Here is a 26063-nt window from a genome sequence, read left to right on the forward strand (position 1 = left end):
CGAAACGTTATGAAAGTTCTTATGTTTGGCTGGGAATTTCCCCCGCATATTCTTGGTGGGTTGGGTACAGCCAGCTACGGCATCACTAAAGGGCTGTCGCTGCAGCCGGACGTTCATATCACTTTTTGTCTGCCTAAACCCTGGGGCGACGAGGACAAGAGCTTTATGAACATCATCGGCATGAGCGAAACGCCTGTCGTATGGCGCGACGTGGACTACGACTACGTAAAGCAGCGTTTGGGTGACCGTATGTCGCCTGAGCTTTACTATCAACTGCGCGACAATATTTATGCCGACTTTAATTACCGCTTGACCGATGACTTGGGCTGCATTGAGTTTTCTGGACGCTATCCCGATAACCTGCAGGACGAAATCAACAACTACTCTATTGTGGCTGGTGTCATTGCACGCCAGCAAGAGTACGACATCATTCACGCACACGACTGGCTCACCTACCCTGCCGGCATTCATGCAAAGAATGTGAGTGGCAAACCTTTGGTCATTCATGTGCACGCTACCGACTTTGACCGCTCACGCGGACACGTTAACCCCACTGTGTATGGAATTGAGAAAGACGGCATGGACCACGCCGACTGCATCATGTGTGTGTCTGAACTTACACGGCAAACCGTTATCAACCACTACCATCAGGACCCTGCCAAGGTGGTGACCATGCACAATGCCGTATATCCGCTCTCGAGCGACATTCTGAACATGGTGGAGGAGAAACGCAAGGCACACGAGCACCGCAAAGAGAAGGTGGTAACCTTCCTGGGGCGCATCACTATGCAAAAGGGACCTGAATACTTTGTTGAGGCGGCATCGCTTGTGCTGCAGCGCACACATAACATCAGGTTTTGCATGGCCGGTTCGGGCGACATGATGAACGACATGATTAACATGGTAGCAGCCCGCGGCATTGCCGACAGATTTCACTTTCCGGGATTTATGCGTGGCAAACAAGTGTACGAGGCCTTTGCCGACTCCGATGTGTATGTAATGCCTTCGGTGAGTGAGCCTTTTGGCATATCTCCGCTTGAGGCTATGCAATGTGGCGTTCCGTCTATTATTTCGAAGCAAAGTGGTTGCGCCGAAATCCTTGACAAGTGCATCAAAACCGATTATTGGGACATCAATGCCATGGCCGATGCCATGTACTCTATATGTACCAATGAGTCGCTGCACGAATACCTTAAAGTGGAAGGCAAAAAGGAGGTTGACCAAATCACTTGGGAGAAAGTTGGAAAACGCATCTACGATGTTTACTGCAACCTTATAAAATGATAACTAAGTGTCACTGCCTGCAAACATGGGCAGCACACACCATCAACATACCGACATCATGAAAACAGTTTGTCTATATTTTGAAATACACCAGAATATCCACCTGAAGCGCTACCGCTTTTTCGATATCGGCACGGATCATTACTATTATGATGACTACGAGAATGCGCGTTCTATTTCAGAAACTGCAGAACGCTCATACGTACCTGCCCTTCAAACGCTCATCGAAATGGCTGAAGCTAACCCAGGTGAGTTCAAATGTGCCATTTCGCTGTCGGGCTGCGCCATCGAACAGCTTGAAAATCACGCCCCACAATGTATTGAATTGCTACAAAAGCTCAACGACACTGGGTGTGTAGAGTTTTTGGCCGAACCTTACTCACACGGTTTCTCTTCACTTATCAACGAAGATACTTTCCGCGACGAGGTGCAGCGCCTTTGCAAGAAGGTAAAATCGCTCTTCGGACAAGAGCCCAAGATTTTCCGCAACTCATGTCTTATTTATTCTGACGACATTGGCGAACTTGTGGCTTCAATGGGTTTCAAGGGCATGTTGGCCGAAGGCGCCAAGCATGTGTTAGGTTGGAAAAGCCCGCACTTTGTGTATAACTGCTGCCGCGACCCACGCCTTAAATTGCTGTTGCGCGACTACTCACTCTCCGAGGACATTTCTTTCCGCTTCAACGACTCGTCGTGGAGTGAATATCCACTCTTTGCCGATACTTACGCTGACTGGATTGCCCAGTTGCCCGAGGAGGAACAAGTTATCAACATCTTTATGGAGCTCTGCGCACTCGGCATCTTCCAGCCATTGTCATCAAACATTCTCGAATTTATGAAGGCTCTGCCCGCCCAATTCAAGCAGCGCGGCATTACCTTCAGCACGCCGTCTGAGATATGTGGCCGCGTGAAGTCGGCCGGAGACTTGACCGTAACCTACCCCACCTCGTGGGTTGACGAAGAACGCGACATGTCACCATGGTTGGGCAACGTGATGCAACGCGAAGCATTCAACAAGCTTTACTCAATTGCCGACCGCGTACGCATTTGCCGTGACCGCCGACTGATGCAGGACTTTGACTATCTGCAAGCATCGAACAATCTGCGTTTTATGAGCACCAAACCCAACAGCTATGGTGGCTACCGCGGCATCTACGATTCGCCCTACGATGCGTTTACCAATTATATGAATATTTTGGGCGACTTCATTACACGCGTAAACGAACGCTATCCGCTTGACATTGATAACGAGGAACTAAACTCTTTGCTTACTACCATCAAGAACCAAGGTGATGAGTTGGCTTTGAAGGACAAGGAAATTTCCAAACTTCAGAACATGCTCGCACGTTTTGAAAAGGAGGAGGCCCCAAAATCTGAGGTTTCGCCTGTTGAAGCAGAAGAAGCATCAAAGCCACAAGCTACCCCTGCCGCCAAGCGCAAAGCGCCAGCCCGCAAAACAACAGTTAAGAAGAATGCCACAACGAAGTAAATCGTTAGCATTGACAATTACATAATACACACAAAGTCCGCTTTATTTCACAACACATGAAATAAAGCGGACTTTGCCTTTAGAGCGCGTTGTAGCAGAAAGCATATTACAACGTGTTACGCGCGCATTATTACTACAACTTCAAACGGGCATCATCATCATATTCCCGCACGCTTAACAAACTGTTGTACGCGCTGTGTGTATTCGTCGGGATAAAGCCAGTAACTTCTTGCATGTTCCGCACGGGGTGCTAACCAAAGTTCTTTGTAACCTGGCTTAGCCTGGTACAACGGATAGACCATGCGTGTAGGCACGAACTTGTCGGCCGTGCCATGAATAAACAACATGGGTTTGGTGCAATGGCGCACTTGATTGAGGGCTGAGGCTTCGTAAAAATTCCAACCATAACGCCATTGGCACAGCTGCGAAGCTACAGGTATTAACGGCCAGACTGGCAAACCGAAGCGTTCCTTTAATTCCTTGCCAAACTGCTCATCTACCGAAGTGTAGCCGCAGTCTTCAACAAAGGCCTTGATGGAAACCGGCAAATCGCTGTCGCCTGAGAGCATCATGGTGGTGGCTGCTCCCATCGACACGCCATGCACTACCAAACGCACTGAGTCGCCGAACAACGCCGGTGCCGCCTCTGCCCACTGCCGCACATCATAGCGGTCAAACCACCCCATCTGGAAGTGGTCGCCATCAGTACGCCCCGCATTGCGCAAATCGGGAACGATGATGTTCATCTGCAAATTGCGATTATACATTCGTCCTAATGGCATCATGCGTATGCTGCAATCGGTGTAACCATGCACAAGCAAAGCCGTGGCTGCCGTTTGACGCGGAGCCCTCACATACCACGCATGCACACGCGCCCCGTCCTTGGCTATTATAAAAGTGTCACGCAACGCATGGACCGCTTGCAGGGAGTCACGCCATGCGGCCATGCCTGGATAAAGGCTGTCCATTTCAGCCCAAGCCAACTGTTCGTTGCGCGAACGGTCGCCTGGCTTCAAAGCATAATCTATCAAATACCAAGCCCCACCCAATATGGCACTTAACACAATGATGACAAGCACCAGTAAGGCCGTCAATATATGTGTGTGTTGTAATCTGTTTCTCATAAAACTACTGAATTTGGGCAACGATACTGCCACTATATTCTACAAAAAACATTAATGGGCTGACACGCATATACAATATCAAGTCATTATGCTTGCCAGCCCATTATAAGCAGGTATTCTCTTTCAATGTAAAACAAATCCTGAGCTCCTACCTACTTACTCTGTTTTACTAACTCATTATTCCACTTCAAGCACCAAGCCTTTCAAATATTCGCCCTCGGGATGATATATGTTGATGGGGTGGTCTGCCGGTTGATGCAGCTGATGCAATATGCGCACGTGTCGTCCGCTCTGCGCCGCTGCCGTAAATACTGCCAAACGGAATTGATCCTTGTTCACAGCCTGCGAGCAACTGAATGTAAACACAATGCCGCCCGGCTTAATCTTGCGAAAGGCGATGGCATTAAGACGCGTATACCCCTTCAGCGCACGTGGCAAAGCGTCCTTGTGCTTGGCAAAGGCAGGGGGGTCAAGCACAATGAGGTCGTAGTTGCTACCAGCTTGCTCCAAGAATTTGAAGGCGTCTTCGGCAAAAGCCTCATGACGTGCATCACCCGGAAAGTTCATCTCGGCATTGGCACGGGTAAGGTCTATGGCCTTTGCCGATGAGTCAACCGAGTGCACCAAGTTAGCCCCACCGCGCATGGCATACACACTGAAGCCACCTGTGTAGCAGAACATGTTCAGCACATTGCGTCCCTTGGCATAGTGTTCGAGCAATGAGCGATTTTCGCGTTGGTCTACAAAGAAGCCCGTTTTCTGTCCACGCAACCAGTCAATGTGAAACTTCAAGCCGTTTTCAACAGCCACGTTTCCCTCATCGTGTCCGCGTAAAAAACCATTTTCTTGGTGTAAATCGGCCTTAAAGGGCAAGGTGGTTTCTGACTTGTAATATACGTTTTCTATCAAGCCTTCCGAGGCTTCGATCAAGGCATCGGCTATTTGCTCACGGCTCATGTGCATACCCACTGAGTGTGCTTGCATCACTGCCGTTTTGCCGTATACATCTATTACAAGCCCTGGCAAGCGATCGCCTTCGCCATGCACCAAACGATAAATGTTGTTGTCGGCACGCCCCGTAAGTTGCAAAGCTTTGCGCAAACGTAAGGCCTCTGACAAGCGTGTCACCCAAAATGCGTGGTCAATCTTTTCTTCCCTGAAGGTAAGCATACGCACAGCTATCGAACCTATTTGGTAATGGCCATAGCCCATCAACTCGTTTTCGTTCGACACAATGCGCACAACATCACCCTCGTTCAATTTGCCATTGGCACCTGCTATGGCACCTGAGAACACCCATGGGTGAAAACGTTTGAGGCTCTCACTCTTTCCGCGACGCAGGAATAACGTCGTTATGGAACCATCATAATCATCGGTCATGACCGGCATATCGGCCACCGGCATACTATTATGCTTCTTTTGCTTCATTGCTGTTATTAGTGTTTGAGGCTTCGGGGCCTACCAGTTCATAATCATTTGTGGCTTTCAGTTGCTTTAATTCCTTGTACAGTTGAATGCAAGTGTAAGCATCTGTTGCAGCATATACCTTTTGCGATTCCGTCAACACGTCTGCCTCCCAATTTGAGAGTTGGGCACTTTTAGATATGCGCTTGTGAAAAACATTGGCATACAACTTTTGCAGACTCATATCCTGTATGCCCATTTGCTTGACATAATCCTGCAGGTCAATATAGCCACCTGGTTTGAAATCGCTGTTGCGACGGCGCAGCATTAAAAAGTCGTCCTTAAGCGAGAGGCCGACTTTTAGCACGTCGGGACTTGCCAGGAGGTTAGCCATACATGGCAAAAAGCCTATTTCGTTCATTCTGAACAAAAAGCACATTTGCTCATTGGCCACCTGTAGCAAGGCTACCTTATGACTTTCTCCCTTGCGAAAGGTAGGGCGTGTTTCGGTGTCTATACCCAATATCGGCGATTTCTTCAATACCTCGACCGCGCGTTCTGCCTCATTTTCGCTTTGCACAACATATATTTTGCCATCAAAAGCGTAGCGTGGCAATGACGGGATAAATTTCTTGTCTGTTCTAACAAATAACTGACGCACGTTGGTTGTATACATCTTTAGTTATTCAAGTTTACACTCACATCGTGTATGGCACGCAATGCATTGAGCAGCTTCTGTCCCCATTGCATCTTAAACTCGTCCATCACATCATACAAGGCCACTTGCATGGACTCCTCATAGCCTTCGCGGAAAGCCTCAACAAGTTCGCGCAGCTGCTGATACACATCAGCCAAATTTTCGCTGACCGTACACAGCACGGGGTGCTCCGAATATCTGAAATCCTCAACAAACACGTCGAGAAAATCATCTTTTTCGCCCATTATCTGCGCCACTGCGCCGCGTACGAAATCATAATCTGCCTCAGTTAGTTTCTTTTCATTCCAACCTGCAGCATCAGGCACATCACCTAACAATGTGGCCTTCAAGTATATCATCGGCAGCAAGCCACGCATCACACGCAGCAAGTCGTCCAATTCCTTACCCTCGCATTGCTCAAGGTATTTGCAATATTCTGTACTGACCGTCACAAAGTCGAGCACAGGTTGTGAGTATAAATAATTATCTTCGTTCATATTGGGTGCAAAGTTAGTCATTTAGTCACGTTGTAGTGCGCTTTCTGAGCGTGTTTTTACACACTTTTCACGGCCAGCACTATTCGCCACTTTCGTCGATGCGCAAAAACAGCTTATGATCATTGGCATGACAAACCGCTTAAAACGTACCGCTTAATCTTTGTCATATTAAACGTTTTACATTACCTTTGCAACATTATGAAAGTACTATTCCTTGTTATTGGCAAAACGGTAGACAAGCATCTTACAGCCCTAATCAATGACTACGCCAACCGCGTGAAGCATTACATACCCTTTGACATGGAGGTTATTCCCGAACTCAAAAACACCAAAGCACTCACGCCCGAACAGCAAAAGGAGCGTGAAGGCGACTTATTGCAAAAGCAGTTACGCGAAGGCGACTACGTTGTACTGCTTGACGAGGGCGGCAAAGAATTCCGATCTGTAGAGTTTGCTGCTTATATCGAAAAGAAGCAGAGCCAGGTTGCCCGCCGTCTTGTATTTGTAGTTGGCGGCCCCTATGGTTTCTCGCCTACCATCTACAAGTTGGCACGCGAAAAGGTGTCACTCTCCAAAATGACCTTCTCACACCAAATGGTTCGCTTGTTCTTTGTCGAACAAATTTACCGCGCCATGACCATATTGCGCGGTGAACCCTACCACCATGAATAAAGTCCCCGTCATCATATTCTTGCTACTTTTCCTCGGCATAAACTCCATACAGGCACAATCACGCGACAGGTTGCGCATCATGACCTACAATGTCGAAAATCTGTTCGACACGCTACATGCCGTGGGCAAGTCTGACACAGATTTTACACCACAAGGCGAACACCATTGGAATGCACATCATTACTGGCGCAAGTTAGTACGCATTGGCAGCGTCATAGCAGCTGCTGGTGGTAGCAGTCCGGTAGACATTGTAGCTTTGGCTGAGGTTGAGAATGACAGTGTGCTGTACGACCTTACCAAACGCACGAAGCTTCATAAGATTGGCTATGAATTTATTATCACACACGCCAACGATGCCCGCGGCATAAACGTGGCTTTGATGTATCTGCCCTACCGGTTCCGGCCATTTGTCAAGGACACACTGCGCATTGCACCGCCCGCAGGCCACAAGCCGCGTCAAACACGCGATGTGCTGCACGTGGCCGGACAAGTAACAAGCGGCGACACACTCGACGTGATAGTCTGCCACCTGCCCAGCCAACGCGGAGGCAGGCCTGCCCAACACTACCGATTGAGCGTGGCCAAAGCCATGCGCCATTTGGTTGACAGTTTGGCTGCAATGCGGCAGCACCCACAAATAGTCATTACAGGCGACTTCAACACAAGCTACCCCAGTGCAGTGTTTGACGAGGGCCTTCATGTATGCTTGCCGCACACCGCCTCCGCACACGTTGCAAACACTAACCAATTATACCTGCTGACGCATAACATGAAAGGACGCAACGACGTGGCCGGCACCTACAAGTATCAAGGTGAGTGGTCGCAACTCGACCATTTTATAGTCAACGCCCCTCTGTTGCACGCCACACGTCCCGATGCGCTACACATCGAACAAAGCTCGTGCAAGTTGGCAGACTTTCCCTTTCTGCTCAAACCCGACAAGAAAGGAAACGGCACGCACCCCTTCCGCACCTATCTCGGCAACTTTCATCAGGGCGGATTTAGCGACCACCTGCCCGTACTACTCGATTTATATTACTAATAAAATAGTGTTCAAGTTACACACCATATCCCAACATTCATGACACACAAAGTTTTACTCTCATTATTACTTTCGGCCGCTGGCCTCAGCGCCAATGCACAGAGTGCCACAAGCCGCAGCCAACTATGCCCCACCCCACCAATGGGCTGGATGACATGGAACTTGTTCAAAGGCGACATCAACGAACAACTCATTCGCGAGACAGCCGACGCCATGGTGAGCGAAGGCTTAGCCGCTGCCGGTTACAAATACATCTTTATCGATGATCTTTGGCAAGGCGGACGCGACATACACAACAACATCATTCCCGACCCACAAAAGTTTCCTTCAGGCATCAAGGCCCTTGCCGACTACGTGCACAGCAAAGGTTTGAAACTTGGCATTTACTCTGATGCCGCACAACTCACCTGCGCTGGCGCCACAGCCAGTCTGGGTTTTGAAGAACAAGATGCACGCACATTTGCCTCATGGGGCATCGACTACCTCAAATACGACTACTGCAATGCCCCCGAAGACAGCGCCACCGCACGCCAACGCTACCACGCCATGGCCACCGCACTGCAAAAGTCGGGACGCGACATCGCACTCGGTGTGTGCGAGTGGGGACAGCGACAAGCCGAAGAGTGGTGCGCACAAGTAGGCGGACAGCTATGGCGCACAAGCTACGATGTGCGCGACATGTGGAAAGATGTGGTCAAACAGGGCGGAATGGGCATACTCGACATCATCAACGTCACAGCCCCGTTGGCGTCCTACGTCAACCACACACAGTGGCCCGACATGGACATGCTCGTGGTCGGACTACGAGGCAAGGGCGGCCCATCGAGCGACTTAGGTGGCACAGGTTGCAGCGATACCGAATATCAAACACAAATGAGCATGTGGTGCATGATGTCATCGCCTTTGGCCATGACCAACGACCTGCGCAAGCTCACGCCTGCCGACCGCCGCATTTTGCTCAATCCCGAAATCATTGCTATCAATCAAGACAGCCTCGGCCTGGCGGCTCAGCGCAAAGTGTTCAACAACGACTATCAAATCTATGTGCGCAAGCTCACTGGCGGACGCCATGCCATAGCCCTGCTCAACACAGCAGACAAACCACTCACCCTCACAGCCGACTTCGCAGCCTTGGGCATCGAAGGCAAACACCAGGTGCGCGATGTGTGGCAGCACAAGCAAATAGCAAGTAACGCCAAACGATGGAAGGGCCGTGTCAAGCCACACGAAACCATCGTTTTGGTAATAGAGTAAGGGTGGTTCTAAAAATTCTGTTTTTAGAGTTCTGGCATTCTGAAATGTGATTTGCACTTCCGATAGCGCACAAATCCCTATTTCAGAATTATTAGAACCACCCGTAACAGAAAAGCAAGGCTTTATTTGCTCATTTTGCACAAAAGCAGTAATTTTGCGCACGAAATTTGAAAGATACGCTACCATGTGTTAACAAGCAGCTATCTTCACAAAGCTACTTAACGTATTATGACTCACAACTTACTGAAAGGCAAGCGCGGCATCATCTTCGGCGCGCTCAACGAAGACTCTATCGCCTGGAAGGTGGCCAAGAAGGCTGCCGAAGAAGGCGCACAAATCACGCTTAGCAACACCCCCATGGCACTGCGCATGGGCACGCTCGATAAACTGGCCGAGGAAATTGGTGCCACCATCATTCCCGCCGATGCTACAAATGTTGACGACCTTACCAACGTGTTTCAAAAGAGCATGGAGGTTCTTGGCGGTAAAATCGACTTTGTGCTCCACTCTATCGGCATGAGCCCCAACGTGCGCAAGCACCGCACATACGACGACCTCGACTATGGTTATCTGCAAAAGACACTCGACATCTCTGCCATCTCATTCCACAAGATGCTTCAGAGCGCCAAAAAACTTGACGCCATTGCCGAGTATGGCTCAGTGATTGCCCTCACCTACGTAGCCTCGCAGCGCACATTCTACGGCTACAGCGACATGGCCGATGCCAAGAGCATGCTCGAAAGCATTGCACGCTCATTTGGCTACATCTATGGCCGCGAAAAGCACGTGCGTATCAACACCATCTCACAAAGCCCCACCGCCACAACCGCTGGCAAGGGCATCAAGGAGATTGACAACATGATGGACTTTGCCGACAAAATGTCGCCTCTGGGCAATGCCAGTGCCGAGGACTGCGCCGACTACTGCGTGATGATGTTCTCCGACTTTACCCGCAAAGTAACCATGCAGAACCTCTTCCACGATGGTGGCTTCTCATCAATGGGCATGAGCCTTCGCGCCATGAACCAATATGCAAAGGACATGAAGCCCTACGAAGACGAACACGGCAAGGTTATCTACGGATAATCCCCTGCACGACACATTCTTATACATACTTACACATAACTACTGCAACACTTCTGCGCCACGTGCACCGAGATGTTGCAGTTTTTTTGTAAGTTTGCATAGAACAAGCAACTGCAAGCTGGCTATCGGCACCTAATTCACATTGAAGTGCCGGTGCCCCAACAGCACATTGTCAATGCCACAAAGCCCGCTTGCTGACTATATTAAAATAATTAGAAACACTTACGCGTTGGCTGAATAAGTAAACAAGTTGACAAGTTAACGGGGAAACAGGTAAGTTTGCCAAGTTTTTTTTTAAGCTTCTTGCCACTCTGACCTTAAGTAGTTGTATAACAACTTACTTACTTGTCAACCCGCCAACCAACAATTCCACCAACGGGTAAACACTTACTTTTCAATATGGGCATATTATCATCAATATTTGGCAACAGCAAGCCAACCCCCGAAAGCCAATACGAAACATTGCGCGACGACGGTGTACGCGCCATGCAAATGGGCGAAGCCGCATACGCCGAAAAATGTTTGAAAGCCGCACTCGACATCAAGCGCGAATTGCGCACTGTCAGTTTCCTGGCCGAAGTGTATCTGCGCATGCAGAATTATGAACAAGCACTGCCCTTGTTGCAGGAGATTTCAACCTCTGACGAGGATACACTCGAAGTTGACCTGCTACTGGCTCAAACACAAGGCAAACTTGGCCAATATGCCAACGAGCGCGAAACCTGTCAGCGTATCACCCAGCAACATGCCGATGAGCCACGCGCCCTTTACCTGATGGCCGAGGCCGACCACGGGCTGCACGATGACTTTATGGCCATTGCCCACCTCACACAATGCCTCACCTTGCGCAGCGACTACGAACAAGCACTTTTTTTGCGAGCCAACGTGCTCAAAGGCATGTCGCAATGGAACGAGGTGCTGACCGATGCCGAAAGTTTGGTCAAAGCCGACGCCGAAAACACCGACTACCTGTTGTTGCGCGCCGAGGCTTACGCTGCATTGAGCAAAACCGACGAGGCCATTGCCGACCTCAAGCAAGTGCAGGTTCTCAACCCATTCTGCGACGATGCCATTCTGAAGTTAGGCAGCATCTACCAGCAAACGGCACAATGGGACAAGGCTCTCGCACTCTACAACGAGGCCATTGAGCAACGCCCCGACTTTGCCGCAGCCTACAAAGCACGTGGTGCCGTCAAAAATCATTTGAAGGACGTAGCAGGTGCTGCCGAGGACCTCAAGCGCTCTCTCGAACTTGACCCCGACAAGGGCAAAAGCCTTGATGGCGAATACACCAACATCGAAAACGAAATGAACGACCGCTACAAGCGCATGAATCCCTACGGCTTCTAACACCATCACCCATATATTTCACCACATAAAACCCATTCTGCCATGGACGAAAGACTAATTACCGTCACCGGATACGGAACCATTCATGTAGTACCTGATATCACACGAATAGAATTGTCGCTCGTCAGCTTGCACGACACCTACGATGCGGCCTACGCACAAGCCAAAGCCGATGTTGACAGACTGCAAAACATCATGAAGACCGTCGAACTCAGCACAGACATTCCAAAGACAATGAATCTTGACATCGAAAAGAAGACGCGTTCTGAATACGACAAGAATGACCACTACAAGGGGAAAATATTCCTTGGCTTTGAACTCAATCACAAAATAAAGATTGATTTGGGCATGGACACAGTGCTACTCAACAATGTGATAAAACTCATTGGCAAAAAAATCAAACAGGCTGAAATCAAGATCGGTTACACGGTCAAGAACCCCCGAGCCTCGCAACTCATTTTGCTCGAACGTGCCGTCAAAGACGCCATGGACAAAGCCACCATCATGGCCCAAGCTTGTGGTTGCGCCTTAGGCCCTGTCAAGAAAATCAACAGTTCTTTTAGTGAGCTGCATGAACTGCGTGAAGTACACGTCCGCGACATTCACGACGCCGACGAGGCCATGAGTTGCAGCCCCACGTCGCTTGACATCAAGCCCGACGATTTGACACTTTCCGACGATGTCGAAGTGGTGTGGTATTTGGCTGATGCCCCAAGCAAAGACTAACAGCCACGTGCCATGAACAAATCTGACTTCGAAATCATTTCAAACGACAATGGTTTGTATGGCCTAAGCAACCATGCGGGCAATATTGTGGTGCCATGCACATACGACAAAATTCTCGACTACGATGACGATGGATACATCAGGTTGATAAAAGGCGGTGTGTATGGCACCATCAATTTGCAAGGCGATGTAGCCATCAGCCACAGCAAGGGGCTAACGCATCTTGGTGTGTTCTACAACGGCACCGCCCGTGCCAGCAAAGGCGACAAGTGGGGGCTGGTCAACGAACAAGGCGATGCTGTTACCCCATTCGACTTCAAACAAATCAATACCCATCGCAAAAACGGCTACTATGCCATCAAAGCCGACGGCACACGCGGTTGGCTCAAAGATGATGGCTCGTTCTCAGCATTCGAAGACCAAACCTACCACGAGCCCAAACGCAAATACAAGGCTGTCAAGGTGTTTCACAACGACATTGCCCCGGCCTATACCTGGAGCAATGAATGGGTCTTCGTCAACAGACAAATGGAACAAGTCAACAGTTACACCTATCACTCCATGGACCCCGTGCTGCGTGATGGACTGTACTCTGTGTCTAAACGCGATGGACTCAATTACCAATACAATGCTGCCACCTACGATGGCAAACCCATTATCAACAAATGGTTTGATTCGCCGCTGCATTTTGAGAATGGCACCGCTGTTTGCTGCATAAAGTGCGTTGACTCCCATGGAACCACCATCATCGAGCCGCTCACCAGACAGCCTCTCTACACCTATGGCATCATCAGATTTGATGGCACATGGCTATTCCCCATGAAATACCACAAACTGCATTGGAATGACTACAAAAAGAAAGATTGCTGGTATGCCGAGGACGACAAAGCCAGCTATCTGCTCTACCCCGATGGCAGCCGCAAGGTGTACGACAAACAAAGTGCTAAACGCGACTGGGCACGTCTGCCTTTCATACCACAATCAGAAATAAACAACGACATTCCCGAAACGTTCGTTTCCAACACCTACACGCCCCAAAGCATTGTCAAGCACCATTTCGACTTTTTCGACAAAGACTATTTTGGATTTGCTCTGCGCCAATATCTCTGGCAGAATGCGGCGGGACTACAAATATATTACCGCGACACCGACGCCTCATTCAACATAAAGAAATACTACAAATTAGGGCGTCTCATCAGAGCTGGCGAATTTATGGAGGCTACCACCAAACTGCTGCGCCCCACCACCAAAGTGCGTTTCATGATTGCCGCCCCCAGCCTGTTCTCTATCGACCAATATCTCAAATTCTGCCACAAGGTTATCAATCCCTTCCCATTCAAGGAGCATATCATTCACCGCAACGATTGTTTTGTGGTGTCAGATGTATATAACTACGCGGGCAAAACACAGATTTTGCTGCTCAACATACCCTATGCTGCATATACTCTTGGCATCAAACATGGCATTAAGTTCCGATATTTCAACTTCGACGGCAAGTTCTCTGATTTCAAGTTGAAAGATTTTGCACGCTGCGATTTCTGCAACAAAATGTCCAAAAAAGTTCACGGCTACTCATTGAGTGAAGAATGGAGCACAGCCATGTACCACCCCATCGGGCTCGACAATAAAATGAAGCCCGTCTGTACGGAGCGCGACTACGATTCGCCCCCCATTCAAGCCGACTACAAAGGACTTGACTACCAATACACCTTCGAAGAATTTTACAACATCATGTCCAACAATCGCGACAACGATTGGTTAGAATACCGTTTTATGAAGTACACAACCCACAGCCTTAATATCGTAATTGGCGACATCACACGTCTGCGCATTGATGCCATTGTCAATGCCGCCAACACCTCATTGCTTGGAGGCGGCGGCGTCGATGGTGCCATACACCGCGCTGCCGGCAAGGAGCTTTTAGCTGAATGCCGCACCTTGGGCGGTTGCCTCACAGGGCAGAGCAAAATAACGGAAGGCTACAACCTGCCGTGCAAAAAAATCATACACACCGTTGGTCCGGTATGGCATGGTGGCAATCAGGGCGAGGACGAGCTGCTTGCCTCCTGCTACCGCACCTCTCTCGACATTGCGGCACAGCATGGGCTAAAAAGCATCGCCTTCCCTTGCATCAGCACGGGCGTTTACCATTTCCCCAAACAAAGGGCTGCGCAAATTGCTATCAACGTGATTAAAGAATACATCACCCAAAACAAGTTCGAGGGCGATGTCACAATATGCTGTTTCTGTACCGAAGACGCCGACATCTACAAGGCTCTGCTTGCCGACAATCAGTTTTGAATTCATTATTGATCAGCAACGGTTCAACAGCATATTCCGCCACCTCCCCAAAGCACCCAAAAACCGCCTTGCGCACACGGCAAAGAGTCTGTGCGTAAGGCGGCTGTCGTATCGTATATTGTTGTTTGTGAGTCAAGGTCATTCCTTTATAGGAACTTCCGTTGTGGATTTCACGTTTCCGATAACAAACACACTATTCAAACTTCCCAGGCAATGCATCTTGCCCAAAGTGTTCAACATAAAGTCTTGATATGCCTCCATGTCGCGCGTATGCACCTTTATAAGAAAATCAAAATCGCCACTTGTATTGTAGCAATCCGTTATTTCCTCAATATTCTGCACAGCATCCATAAATTCCTTGATATAGTCATGCGTATGTTGCTTCAAACGAATATTGCACCAAATAACGATGTTATTCCCAACCTTGCGGGAGTCCACTAAAGCCACATACTTTTTAATATACCCCTCACGTTCCAAACGCTTTTGACGGTCGAATGTGGGGGAGGAAGATAAATGCACCTTGTCTGCCAGTTCTTTGGTCGTAAGTTTTGCATTGACCTGCAAAGCGCGCAAGATTGCCTTATCGGTCTTGTCTAAATTCTCCATTCTGCAATAATAACACTCTAAAGGACTACATTCTGCAATAAAGCAGTTTGATATGCAAATATAGTATATTTTCCTGTATTAAGCAACACTATTTTCTGATAGAAGAGAAAACTATAACTTTGCAACCGCAAACTAAAAAATTGAGAACAATGACATATCAAACAAGCAACGCCCCCTTTAGGGCAGACATCGTGGGAAGTTTCCTACGTCCACAAGAGATTAAAGTAGCAAGAGCCGCTTTTGAAAACGGAGAGATCGATTCAGAAGAACTCAAGACTATCGAAGACAAATGTATTGCGGCCCTGATCAGCAAACAAAAAGAAGCGGGATTAAAAGTCATCACTGACGGAGAATACAGACGCAGCTACTGGCACCTCGACTTCATGTGGGGACTGAATGGTGTGGAACACATCGAACTCGACCACGGTTACCAGTTTCATGGAGAAGAAACCACAAAGGGGTCGTGTATCGTTACAGGAAAGATAAGTGGAGAGAATCACCCGTTTGTAGAACACTTCAAATACGTCAAGCAATTTGAGAGCAATGGTGTAGTCGCTCGCCAAACAATTCCTTCTCCGTCACAATTCTACGCCGAATTATTCCGCGGAGAGGAGAACACCAAGAACACACTCCGATTTTATCCCGACCACGAAGTACTCATCAACGACATTGCAGCCGCTTACCGCACAGTAATCGAGGAACTTTATGCTGCGGGGTGCCGCAACATACAATTTGACGACTGCACTTGGGGCATGGTATGCGACACCGATTTCTGGAAAACAATGACCGGGTGCGGTTATGATGTGGAAGAATTGATGCACATCTACCTTGAAGTCAACAACAAGTCGCTTGAAAATCTGCCTTCCGACTTAGTTGTCAACACCCACGTCTGCCGAGGGAATTACCATTCTACATGGGCTGCAAAAGGCCCTTACGACAGGGTTGCGCCAATCCTTTTTGCCCAAGAGAAAGTCAATGCGTTCTATTTGGAATATGATGATGAACGCTCAGGTGGCTTTGAACCATTAAAATATGTGCCGGCAAGCAAGAAAGTTGTGTTGGGCCTTATTACTACCAAAAACCCCAAACTCGAAGACCGTCAAACCATCATCGACCGCATTCACCAGGCCGCCAAATATATTCCCTTAGAACGTTTATGCCTCAGCCCGCAATGTGGATTTGCCTCATGCGAGATAGGCAACAAACTTACCGAAGAAGAGCAATGGGCTAAAATTGCACTGGTACAAAGCATTGCCAACGAAGTTTGGGGGTAACAATCAACCGATTGGTCAAAACAGAAAGAAACGTGAGGCAGCACCTTAGGCGTTGTCTCACGTTCTTTATGCTGTCCAGCGAAACATCAAAACACACGTTCTAATGCTTTATTCATCACCAAACACACGTTTCCACTCCGCCTCAAAATTGGGCGTAAAAAAGCCATGCCCCATGTGCTGCCAAAGCTCGTCAGGCGTCATGAAACGTCCACCGTCCAACTCATCAGACGGAGCCAAAGGCGCATCAGTTGTTGTGCGATAAACATAAACCAACTCGCGCTCCACAGCAGATTGGTGCACATACCGGCACATAAACTCTGGCGTAAATTGCGACAATCCTATTTCCTCGCGTGCTTCGCGTGCCAAAGCCGCCTCCACCGTCTCGCCACAATCAACATGCCCGCCCACGGCGGTATCCCATTTGCCGGGCTGCACCGTTTTCCATTCTGGCCGGTGCTGCACATACACCTCGCCACGCTCATTAAACACATGCAAATGCACCACCGGGTGCAACAACAAGCTCATGCCGTCATGACACTCGCCACGTGTGGCCGAACCCACCACGTGCCCTTCTTCGTCAACCAGCGGCAACAGTTCTTTATTATTATCGTGCTTCATGTCAAATAGGTTGTAATCAGAATCAGTTAACGGGTTGACGGGGTAACGGGTAAGTTTGCCAAGTCTTTTAACAATGGCTTTAAGTAGTGTAAAACTTACTTACCCGTTAACCCGTCTACTTGTTACCCCCTTTACCAACAATTACGGAATTAACAGCGAACTGTCGCCATAACTCAAGAAACGGAAATCGTGCGACAAGGCATAATCGTACACGCGGTGCCAGTTGTCACCAATCAAGGCCGAAACCAACAGCAACAGTGTCGACTTGGGCTGATGAAAGTTCGTCACCATAGCCTTCACTACGTGATACTCATATCCCGGTGCTATAATTATTTGTGTTGATGTGTGCAGCACGGGCAACTTGTTGCGGTCGAGCCAGTCAACTATAGCCCGCAAAGCCTCAACCGTTGTCAACTTTAACTCTGGCGATGCAGCATACTCATAAGGCATCCACTGCGGCACATGCAAGTCATCTTGATGCGCATCGGGGTTGCGGTGCAGCATCACACCAATGTAGTACAGACTTTCGAGCGTGCGCACCGATGTGGTGCCCACCGCCACACAGTGTCCGCCATGTGCCAAAAGGCGTTCTATGCTCTCACGTTTTACAGCAATCCACTCCGAGTGCATGGGGTGTCCGCCAATTTCCTCACTCTTTACAGGTTTGAACGTGCCAGCCCCCACATGCAGGGTTATCTCATTGCGTTCAATACCATTATTGTCAAGTGCGGCAAGCACACGTTCAGTAAAGTGCAGACCGGCTGTCGGTGCTGCCACCGAACCTTTTACCTTGCTGTACACCGTCTGATAGGTTTTCAAATCGCTTGCCTCTGTCTCGCGGTTAAGATATGGCGGTATGGGCAGTTCGCCAATAGCCTCCAGCACCTCAGAGAAGGCAACGGTGTCGTCTCCCCAGTCAAACACCACCTCGTAGCCGGTGCCGCTCACCCCTACTCTTTCGGCTGTCAGCAACACCTCTTTGCCACCAACATTTATAGTGCGTTCAAGCTTTCCTTCCTTCCATTTTTTCAAATTGCCTATCAAGCACGTCCAAGCCACACGGCGAGTGGTGGCAAAGTTCACCTGATAATCGTGCGGCGTGTGCGGCTCGAGGCAAAACACCTCTATCAACGCACCCGTCGACTTATGGAAGTGCAAACGTGCTTGAATTACCTTTGTATTATTAAACACCAGCAACTCGCCCTTAGGCAAGTAGTTGGGCAAATTGTAGAATACGTCCTCGCTGATTTGGCCGCCACGATAGAGCAGCAATTTCGATTCGTCGCGCACGGCTTTCGGGTACTTTGCAATGCGCTCATCTGGCAGGTCATAGTTATAATCTGCTATGTGTATGTGTTTTGGGTCTTGCATGTTCAATATTGTTTTATGCTGCAAAGTTAGTGCAAACCGAGCGCAAAATATCAAGCAGACTTGGATATTTTACTAAAGTGCAGCCTGACATTGTCAAAAAAGTCCCCGTCACCCCATCAGCCACATACCTTATAATCAAATTTTGCAATTTTGCCTGCACTCTACACTTTCGCTCGTAAGTTACTGATTTTCATCGCTAAAAGTAGTGTAGACACATATACACTTTGTCTACACCAGTGTCTGCACTACACCGTTATCACAACACAAAAATACGGTCATACCCCACGGGCTTTTCTGTCACGGGCGGCAGGAAATGCTATCGGAGCAAAAGAAAATCCGCCCGCACGTGACAGATTTTACTGTCTGCCGCCACCTGTTTACCGCACGCCACGCCACACGGTGCTTGCCTCACAACCGAATATCACGCCTCATTGCCGCGCACACCTGCTTGTTAGATTTTGCGATTGAAGTGCAGACAACAGTGCAGACAAAGTGCATATATACCTACACTGCTTTTACCATTGAATATCAACGCGTTACGAGTAAAAGTGCAGAATGCAAGCAAAAACACAAATATTAGCAGACGCGTGTGCGCGCGAGGAAACGGCACGTGCACACAACGCAAAGGCGTATGCACAAGTCTGCTTTCAACGTCATAAAAACGCGAGTTATGAAAGAAAATGTGTAACTTCGCCAAAAATAAATAGGTGTTCAACTTATCACCCACGAAGAACAACAAAACCATGCCCACCCACAACAGACTGCATAAAATAGAATTACTCGCACCTGCCCGCGATGCCGACACCGGCATTGAGGCCATCAAACACGGCGCTGACGCGGTGTATATTGGCGGACCAAATTTTGGAGCGCGCTCTGCTGCGGGCAATTCGGTAGACGACATTGCACGGCTGTGCAATTTTGCTCACCTGTATGGCGCCCGCATTTATGTAACGCTGAACACCATATTGTGGGACAGCGAACTCAAAGCCGCCGAGGAACTGGTATGGCAACTCTACCATGCGGGAGTTGACGCCCTTATTGTGCAGGACACGGCATTGCTACAAATGCAACTGCCCCCCATAGCCCTGCATGCCTCCACACAAATGGACAACTGTACGCCCGAAAAGGCACAATGGCTCGAAGCTGCAGGCTACAAGCAAATCGTGCTGGCTCGCGAAACATCACTCGAACAAACCCGGCGCATAGCCCAAGCCGTGCGTGTGCCACTTGAAGCTTTTGTGCATGGTGCTTTGTGTGTGAGCTACAGCGGACGTTGCTATGCCTCGCAGTACTGTTTTGACAGGTCTGCCAACAGGGGGTGCTGCGCGCAATTTTGCCGTTTGGCCTTCGACCTCGTTGACGACCGAGGCAATGTGCTGGTACACGACAAGCATTTGCTGTCGCTCAAGGACATGAACCGTACCGCCGACCTCGAAGCCATGATGGACGCTGGCGTGCGCTCTTTCAAAATTGAAGGCCGGTTGAAGGACACCAACTATGTGAAAAATGTGACGGCATGGTATCGCCAACAAATTGACAAGATACTTGCACAGCGCGCCGACACCTACGTGCGCGCCTCATACGGCACCTCGCATCTGACCTTCGAGCCAGATGCCAAGCGCTCCTTCAACCGTGGTTTTACCAACTATTTTCTGTACGGACGCACCGACGCCCCCATTCACTCGTTTGCCACTCCCAAGGCCATAGGCCCCGTGGTGGGCAAAGTGGGACGCATCGAGCGCCGCAGTTTTGTGTTTGAACCCGACGCCAACCTTGCCTCGCCACTCACAGCGGGCGATGGGCTGTGCTTTGTTGACGCCGACGGCAAGTTGCAAGGCTTCCGCGTGAACAAAGTTGAGGGCAACATGGCATTTCCCGCCACCATGCCACCGCTGAAGCGTGGCACCCGCCTGCACCGCAACCTCGACTTTGCCATGGACAAGGCTCTGAGCAAGGAAACGGCCAAACGCACCCTGGCCGCCGACATTTCACTGCGCGAGGTTGAAGGCGGCTATGCCATCGACATGGCCGACGAGAGCGGTTGCCACGTTACACTGCGTTTTGACTACCCTCACGACGAGGCACGCTCGCCACAGCACGACGCCATGGTGCGCCAGCTGTCAAAATTGGGCGACACGCCTTTTACTGCCCACCATATCAGCATTCAAACCAACGGCGAACGTTTCATACCGGCCTCGGTGCTGACCGAGTGGCGCCGCGCCGTCTGCAGCAAGTTGTTGGCCGACCACCAAACGAGCTACGAGCGCGACCGTGCAGCACGCCCCGACGAGGCGCGCCTGAAACAGATGTTGCCACACGAACTGCCTTTTACGGCCAATGTGTCCAACCACCTGGCCGAGGCGTTTTACAAGCGTCACGGTGTGTCGAACATTGAACCGGCATTTGAACTGGAACAACCGGCAGGCACCGAGGTGCCCTTGATGACCTGCCGCCACTGCATACGCCACGCCTTGGGGTGGTGTGTCAAAAAGAATCCAGCTCATGCAGCCGACAAGCTGGCCTTGCGTCTGCCAGACGGGCGCACCTTTCCGCTCAAGTTTGACTGTAAACATTGCGAAATGCAGGTGCTGCGCCCCAGAAAATAACATCTTGCACCAAGTCGGCCAGTAGTTTTTTTTGAACATCAACAAGAGTTTGCCCAACATGCACAAACGCCTTTACATATTGCTTTGTCTGTGTTTCAGCCTGATACTTTCGGGCTGCTACTACTCGCACCCCAACAAAATGGACCATTGGGCGGCAAACGGCGAGGGCGCTGTTGACTCCGTAAACTTTTACATCAACCACCACTATTGGACAGGATACAATTTCAGATCGACAGACACACTGTCGCTGCAAACTGCCCCACCCCTTGCCGGACTGCCCGACTATGGTGCCATTGTGAACGACACCATAGCCATCAACAGCCACGACCAACTGGTGGTGGCACGCGTGATGTATGTGCCGGCCGACAGCACCGACTCGGTGTGGGTAAAGGTGGCGCGCGACCAACTGACACAAGGGTGGATACACGAAAGCACACTGCTTGAACACGTGGTGCCCGACGACCCGATTTCGAAATTCATCTATTACTTCTCCGACAGCCGCTCTGTTTACGTGTTGTCGGTATTCGGGCTGGTAGTGCTCTTTTGGCTCATACAAAGCGTGCGCCACAAACGATTCCGCATTGTCCACTTCAACGACATACCGAGTTTCTACCCCACACTGCTGTGCATCTGCGTCAGCGGTTCGGCAGCATTATATGGCAGCATTCAGCGGTTCATACCCGCCACTTGGGTGGAGTTTTACTTCAGGCCCACGCTCAACCCCTTCAACACCGAGCTACCACTCATCATGGCCTTGTTCATTGCCTCAGTGTGGTGCATGCTCATTGTGGCAGTGGCGGTGATTGACGAGATACGCCGGCAGCCCGACATTGGCGACAATCTGTCGTATCTGGCTTCGTTGGGCGGTGTGTGCGTAGTGTTGTATCTCACCTTTACGCTCACCACGCCAATCTACATTGGCTACCCCCTGCTGTTGGTCTACTGGGCCTTTGCCGTCCGGCAGTACATCAAGCACCAACCGTCGCACTTGCTATGCGGCGTGTGCGACAAGCCTATCCCACACAAGGGGCGGTGTCCGCACTGCGGTGCCATGAACGAATAACTTGATTTTCAAGAGTTGCACACACTTTACATTCAACCATTGCTTTAATTACAGACATTATTAAAAACACGCATACAATGTCACAGAAGTTATTCATCACAACACTACTATGCAGCTTGTTTTGCTACATAAGCAGCATGGCTGCCCCCATAGAGCGTGACATCGTTATCAATCACGATGGGGTGTCGCTGCCTGGCACGCTCACTCTGCCCGACAACGTTGAGGGACACGTACCCGTAGTGGTGATGGTGCAAGGCAGCGGACCTGCCGACCGCAATGAAACCATAGGGCCGAACAAGCCCTTTGCCGAGCTGGCTCAGCGGCTTGCCAACATGGGCATTGCCACCATTCGCTACGATAAGCGCACCAAAGTGTATGGTGCCCGAACAGCCGAGGTGAGCGGGGGGCGCATTGATTATGACACCGAGGTAACCGACGATGCCGTGCAAGCACTCAAACAGGCTGCCGCACTGCCCGAGGCCGACACCACACGCATATTTGTGTTGGGGCACAGTCTGGGTGCCACACTGGCGCCACGTATTGCCACAAAGGCGCAATCGCCAGTAGCCGGCATTATCTGCCTGGCTGCCCTTGCACGCCCCTTTTGGGACACCGTACGCGACCAAATACGCTACATTGCCACCACACAAGGACTGGCTGCCGCCGAGGCCGAGAAGTTGGCCGAAGCGCAAGCGCAACAACTTAAAGCCACTCTGCCGGCAGAATATCTGAAAATGCAGGACGAGTATGACGCACTTGCCACTGCCCGCCAAGCGAGCAAGCAGTTGCGCATGCTGTTTGTGCAAGGCGGACACGACTACCAAGTGACCAAAGAAGACTTTGACCTGTGGAGGACGGCTTTAGAACAATCGCACCAAAAGGCTGAGTTTCACTACTTTGACACACTCGACCACCTGATGCGTCCTTTGCCACGCATGGCGGTGCCGGCCAACTATTACGAACCGGGAATTATGAGCCATGACGTAACGACACTGATTGGCAACTTTGTTAAGAACTAAGGGGGTACGGGGTGACCGGTTAACGGGTTAACGGGTAAGGAGCCTGAGAATATGGCTGACTTATCTATCAATCTGTTGCCCTGTCAACCAAGTTCCCCAACGCATTATATAACGAACCATAATATCACAACAAGATCATGACCAAGCATATTGTAATGTTCAAATTTCGCGACGACGTGACAGCCGATGTACGTTCCGCCGCACGCGAGGCTTTCAAAACGGGCATCGAAGCATTGCCTTCAACCATCAGTTTCATACGCAGCGTGCATGTAGGTTTCAACATCAATCCGGCCGAGAAGTGGGATATCTGCCTCGACTCTACTTTCGACAACCTTGACGACGTAAAGGCTTACAGCGTACACCCTGCCCACAAGGCTGTGGCGGGCGAACTGATGAAACACATCGGTGAGCGCGCCTGCGTGGACTTTGAACTGTAACGCTGACGGGTAATTTAACAGATTAACGGGGGTGCCAGGTAGTTTTTGACTGTTTTTTGGCACTCCCTTATAAGTTTATGCGGCATACACTTTGTGTTATAAATGCTTTGCATTACCTTTGTATACGGCTCATTTTAACACGAAACAATACATGAAACCTATATTCATAGCGGGTCCTTGTGTGATAGAGTCGGCCGAGTTGCTCGACTGCGTGGCAGCTGAAGTGGCCAGACTGCAAAAGAAGACGGGACTGACATTTTACTTCAAGGCTTCGTTTGACAAGGCGAACCGCACCTCCATACACTCCTATCGTGGTCCAGGACTTGAAAAGGGACTGCAAATGCTTGCCGATGTGAAGAGCAAATATGCACTGCCCTTGCTCACCGACATACACGAGAGTTACCAGGCAAAGGCCGCCGGCGAGGTGGTTGATGTACTGCAAATTCCAGCTTTTTTGTGTCGCCAAACCGACTTGTTGGTTGAGGCCGCACACACGGGGTGTATTGTCAACATCAAGAAGGCGCAGTTCCTTTCGGGCGAAGACATGCGCTTTCCGGTAGAAAAATGCCGTGAGGCTGGCGCACAAGAGGTGTGGCTGACCGAACGCGGCAACATGTTTGGCTATAACAACCTGATTGTAGACTTCAGAAATCTGCCCATCATGGCACAATATGCCGACCGCGTGATTATGGATTGCACACACTCGGTGCAACGACCGGGCGGTGCTGGTGGCAAAACTGGCGGCGACCGCGAGTTTGTGCCTCAAATGGCTATGGCAGCAAAGGCTTTCGGCGCGCAAGGGTATTTTTTTGAAACGCACCCTGACCCCGACAAGGCTCCGAGCGATGGACCCAACATGTTGTACCTTGACCAACTTGAAGGACTTGTTGACAAACTGGTGACCGACTAAGGAGCGGTTCTAATCATATTTCAGTCAACCCGTTAACTGGTCAACTTGTTTACTAATTCCGCCAACGCGTTACCTAAAGTTTACTGAACAATATAATGGCTGAAGAGAAAGGGGAGTCCCCTCTCTCTGCCAAATTCTAAAACCATATCATGAGCAAATGGACTGATACTGCCATTAAGTGTATAGAAGACGAGGCCAAAGCTCTGCTCGACCTCATACCACTGATTGATGGCGATTTTGATAAAACTGTAGAAATTATACTGAACTGCAAGGGCAAACTGATTGTTACCGGTGTGGGCAAGAGCGGCCACATTGGTGCCAAGATTGCCGCCACACTGTCATCGACCGGCACACCGAGTTTCTTTATCAATCCGTTGGACGTGTTCCACGGCGACTTAGGTGTTATTCAGCATGACGATGTGGTGCTTGCCATCTCCAACTCAGGACAGACTGATGAACTGTTACGTTTCCTGCCCTATCTGCTTGAGAACCACATTCCCGTAATTGGCATGAGCGGTAACCCCAAATCGCTGCTTGCACAGTATGCCACAGCGCACCTCAATGCCGCTGTCAGCCACGAAGCCTGTCCATTAGGATTGGCTCCTACATCGTCTACCACGGCCGCACTGGCTTTGGGCGATGCCCTGGCTTGCGCCTTGATGGAGGCACGCCACTTCAAGGCTTCAGACTTTGCACAGTATCACCCGGGTGGCACATTGGGCAAACGCTTGCTAACCAAAGCGCATGATGTAATGCACACCGACGACTTGCCCGTCATACCGCCAACAATGAAACTTGGTGAAGCTGTTATTCACATGAGTAACGGCAGATTGGGACTTTGTGTCGCCACCGAGGACAACAAGGTGGTGGGCATCATAACCGATGGCGACATACGCCGAGCTATGGAAAACTCGCAAGACAGCTTTTTCAAACTCACCGTGGCCGACATCATGACACGTACGCCCAAAGAGGTTAGCCCCGACACCAAAATCACACAAATTGAAAAGATACTGCACCAGCACAAAATACACTCGGTGTTGGTCGTTGACAAAGAAAAGCATTTGCTTGGAGTGGTTGATTCGTTCAGCACAATGATTTAATGGTGGTTCTAAAAATTCTGTTTTTAGAGTTCTGCTATTCTGAAATGTGATTTGCACGCTCTCTACGACAATGTGCTCCAGCCATTTAGTACGAACAATGTACGCTAACTTTACAAACAAACACGCATTTGCC

Annotated in this window: 23 protein-coding genes and 1 pseudogene; 17 read left to right on the forward strand and 7 right to left on the reverse strand. The window is 49.9% G+C overall.

The genetic code is table 11. The features are described from left to right. Positions 1 to 9 precede the first annotated feature (9 nt). Entirely contained in the window at positions 10 to 1284 is a 1275-nt protein-coding gene (locus BQ5453_RS13320; protein WP_071123553.1) for a glycosyltransferase family 4 protein, read from the forward strand. A gap of 58 nt (positions 1285 to 1342) precedes the next feature. Then, complete coding sequence (locus BQ5453_RS13325; RefSeq protein ID WP_071123678.1) at positions 1343 to 2773, forward strand: glycoside hydrolase family 57 protein; 1431 nt, start codon at positions 1343 to 1345, stop codon at positions 2771 to 2773. Between the two features lie 158 nt (positions 2774 to 2931). Here the strand turns inward: BQ5453_RS13325 and BQ5453_RS13330 are convergent, their stop codons facing one another. From BQ5453_RS13330 to BQ5453_RS13345, 4 genes are all read right to left on the reverse strand, one after another. Further along, positions 2932 to 3897, reverse strand: a complete 966-nt coding sequence (locus BQ5453_RS13330) for an alpha/beta hydrolase (protein WP_071123679.1) — start codon at positions 3895 to 3897, stop codon at positions 2932 to 2934. A gap of 177 nt (positions 3898 to 4074) precedes the next feature. Continuing rightward, entirely contained in the window at positions 4075 to 5253 is a 1179-nt protein-coding gene (locus tag BQ5453_RS13335) for a class I SAM-dependent rRNA methyltransferase (RefSeq protein WP_202614976.1), read from the reverse strand. A gap of 52 nt (positions 5254 to 5305) precedes the next feature. After that, complete coding sequence (locus BQ5453_RS13340) at positions 5306 to 5977, reverse strand: 3'-5' exonuclease (protein ID WP_022103179.1); 672 nt, start codon at positions 5975 to 5977, stop codon at positions 5306 to 5308. A gap of 2 nt (positions 5978 to 5979) precedes the next feature. Then, on the reverse strand, positions 5980 to 6495 hold the full coding sequence (locus BQ5453_RS13345; protein ID WP_022103178.1) for a DUF5063 domain-containing protein: 516 nt from the start codon (positions 6493 to 6495) through the stop codon (positions 5980 to 5982). 198 nt (positions 6496 to 6693) lie between these two features. Between BQ5453_RS13345 and rlmH the strand changes: the two genes are divergently transcribed. The 8 genes and pseudogenes from rlmH (at position 6694) to BQ5453_RS14640 (ending at position 14926) form a co-directional block, all read left to right on the forward strand. Continuing rightward, positions 6694 to 7167 carry a 23S rRNA (pseudouridine(1915)-N(3))-methyltransferase RlmH gene (rlmH, locus tag BQ5453_RS13350; RefSeq protein ID WP_022103177.1) on the forward strand — a complete coding sequence of 158 codons (474 nt, stop codon included), beginning with the start codon at positions 6694 to 6696 and terminating at the stop codon, positions 7165 to 7167. Beyond that, on the forward strand, positions 7160 to 8209 hold the full coding sequence (locus tag BQ5453_RS13355; protein ID WP_071123555.1) for an endonuclease/exonuclease/phosphatase family protein: 1050 nt from the start codon (positions 7160 to 7162) through the stop codon (positions 8207 to 8209). Before rlmH ends, BQ5453_RS13355 begins: the two co-directional genes overlap by 8 nt. Before the next feature lie 39 nt (positions 8210 to 8248). Then, positions 8249 to 9463, forward strand: a complete 1215-nt coding sequence (locus tag BQ5453_RS13360) for a glycoside hydrolase family 27 protein (protein WP_071123556.1) — start codon at positions 8249 to 8251, stop codon at positions 9461 to 9463. Between the two features lie 228 nt (positions 9464 to 9691). Then, positions 9692 to 10549, forward strand: a complete 858-nt coding sequence (locus tag BQ5453_RS13365; RefSeq protein ID WP_022103174.1) for an enoyl-ACP reductase FabI — start codon at positions 9692 to 9694, stop codon at positions 10547 to 10549. Between the two features lie 399 nt (positions 10550 to 10948). Further along, entirely contained in the window at positions 10949 to 11899 is a 951-nt protein-coding gene (locus tag BQ5453_RS13370; RefSeq protein WP_071123557.1) for a tetratricopeptide repeat protein, read from the forward strand. A gap of 42 nt (positions 11900 to 11941) precedes the next feature. Further along, the gene (locus tag BQ5453_RS13375; protein WP_071123558.1) at positions 11942 to 12625 is read left to right on the forward strand and encodes an SIMPL domain-containing protein; all 684 of its coding nucleotides are present in this window, start codon (positions 11942 to 11944) and stop codon (positions 12623 to 12625) included. A 12-nt stretch (positions 12626 to 12637) separates the two neighbouring features. After that, positions 12638 to 12985 (forward strand): annotated as a pseudogene (locus BQ5453_RS14635) (WG repeat-containing protein); the annotation flags it as partial. A 1413-nt stretch (positions 12986 to 14398) separates the two neighbouring features. Continuing rightward, a complete protein-coding gene (locus BQ5453_RS14640) occupies positions 14399 to 14926 on the forward strand; it encodes an O-acetyl-ADP-ribose deacetylase (protein WP_071123682.1) in 528 nt (175 codons plus the stop codon). A 138-nt stretch (positions 14927 to 15064) separates the two neighbouring features. Here the strand turns inward: BQ5453_RS14640 and BQ5453_RS13385 are convergent, their stop codons facing one another. After that, on the reverse strand, positions 15065 to 15532 hold the full coding sequence (locus BQ5453_RS13385; protein WP_071123559.1) for an Lrp/AsnC family transcriptional regulator: 468 nt from the start codon (positions 15530 to 15532) through the stop codon (positions 15065 to 15067). Positions 15533 to 15681: 149 nt separating this feature from the next. Here BQ5453_RS13385 and BQ5453_RS13390 point away from each other — a divergent pair, with 149 nt between their 5' ends. After that, the gene (locus tag BQ5453_RS13390) at positions 15682 to 16806 is read left to right on the forward strand and encodes a 5-methyltetrahydropteroyltriglutamate--homocysteine S-methyltransferase (RefSeq protein ID WP_071123560.1); all 1125 of its coding nucleotides are present in this window, start codon (positions 15682 to 15684) and stop codon (positions 16804 to 16806) included. A 108-nt stretch (positions 16807 to 16914) separates the two neighbouring features. Here the strand turns inward: BQ5453_RS13390 and BQ5453_RS13395 are convergent, their stop codons facing one another. Then, a complete protein-coding gene (locus tag BQ5453_RS13395; protein WP_071123561.1) occupies positions 16915 to 17424 on the reverse strand; it encodes an NUDIX hydrolase in 510 nt (169 codons plus the stop codon). 141 nt (positions 17425 to 17565) lie between these two features. Further along, entirely contained in the window at positions 17566 to 18795 is a 1230-nt protein-coding gene (locus BQ5453_RS13400) for an S-adenosylmethionine:tRNA ribosyltransferase-isomerase (protein WP_071123562.1), read from the reverse strand. Positions 18796 to 19538: 743 nt separating this feature from the next. Here BQ5453_RS13400 and BQ5453_RS13410 point away from each other — a divergent pair. From BQ5453_RS13410 to BQ5453_RS13435, 6 genes are all read left to right on the forward strand, one after another. Beyond that, positions 19539 to 21401, forward strand: a complete 1863-nt coding sequence (locus BQ5453_RS13410; RefSeq protein WP_071123564.1) for a peptidase U32 family protein — start codon at positions 19539 to 19541, stop codon at positions 21399 to 21401. 58 nt (positions 21402 to 21459) lie between these two features. After that, on the forward strand, positions 21460 to 22464 hold the full coding sequence (locus BQ5453_RS13415) for a hypothetical protein (RefSeq protein WP_071123683.1): 1005 nt from the start codon (positions 21460 to 21462) through the stop codon (positions 22462 to 22464). A 77-nt stretch (positions 22465 to 22541) separates the two neighbouring features. Further along, complete coding sequence (locus BQ5453_RS13420; protein WP_071123565.1) at positions 22542 to 23483, forward strand: alpha/beta hydrolase family protein; 942 nt, start codon at positions 22542 to 22544, stop codon at positions 23481 to 23483. Positions 23484 to 23620: 137 nt separating this feature from the next. Then, on the forward strand, positions 23621 to 23920 hold the full coding sequence (locus tag BQ5453_RS13425; protein WP_071123566.1) for a Dabb family protein: 300 nt from the start codon (positions 23621 to 23623) through the stop codon (positions 23918 to 23920). A 118-nt stretch (positions 23921 to 24038) separates the two neighbouring features. Then, positions 24039 to 24830, forward strand: a complete 792-nt coding sequence (kdsA, locus tag BQ5453_RS13430; protein ID WP_262503141.1) for a 3-deoxy-8-phosphooctulonate synthase — start codon at positions 24039 to 24041, stop codon at positions 24828 to 24830. Positions 24831 to 24979: 149 nt separating this feature from the next. After that, complete coding sequence (locus BQ5453_RS13435; protein ID WP_022103154.1) at positions 24980 to 25930, forward strand: KpsF/GutQ family sugar-phosphate isomerase; 951 nt, start codon at positions 24980 to 24982, stop codon at positions 25928 to 25930. The last annotated feature ends 133 nt before the right edge of the window (positions 25931 to 26063 follow it).

It is taken from the genome of Prevotellamassilia timonensis, from assembly GCF_900106785.1.
GTDB classification, from domain to species: Bacteria; Bacteroidota; Bacteroidia; order Bacteroidales; family Bacteroidaceae; genus Alloprevotella; species Alloprevotella timonensis.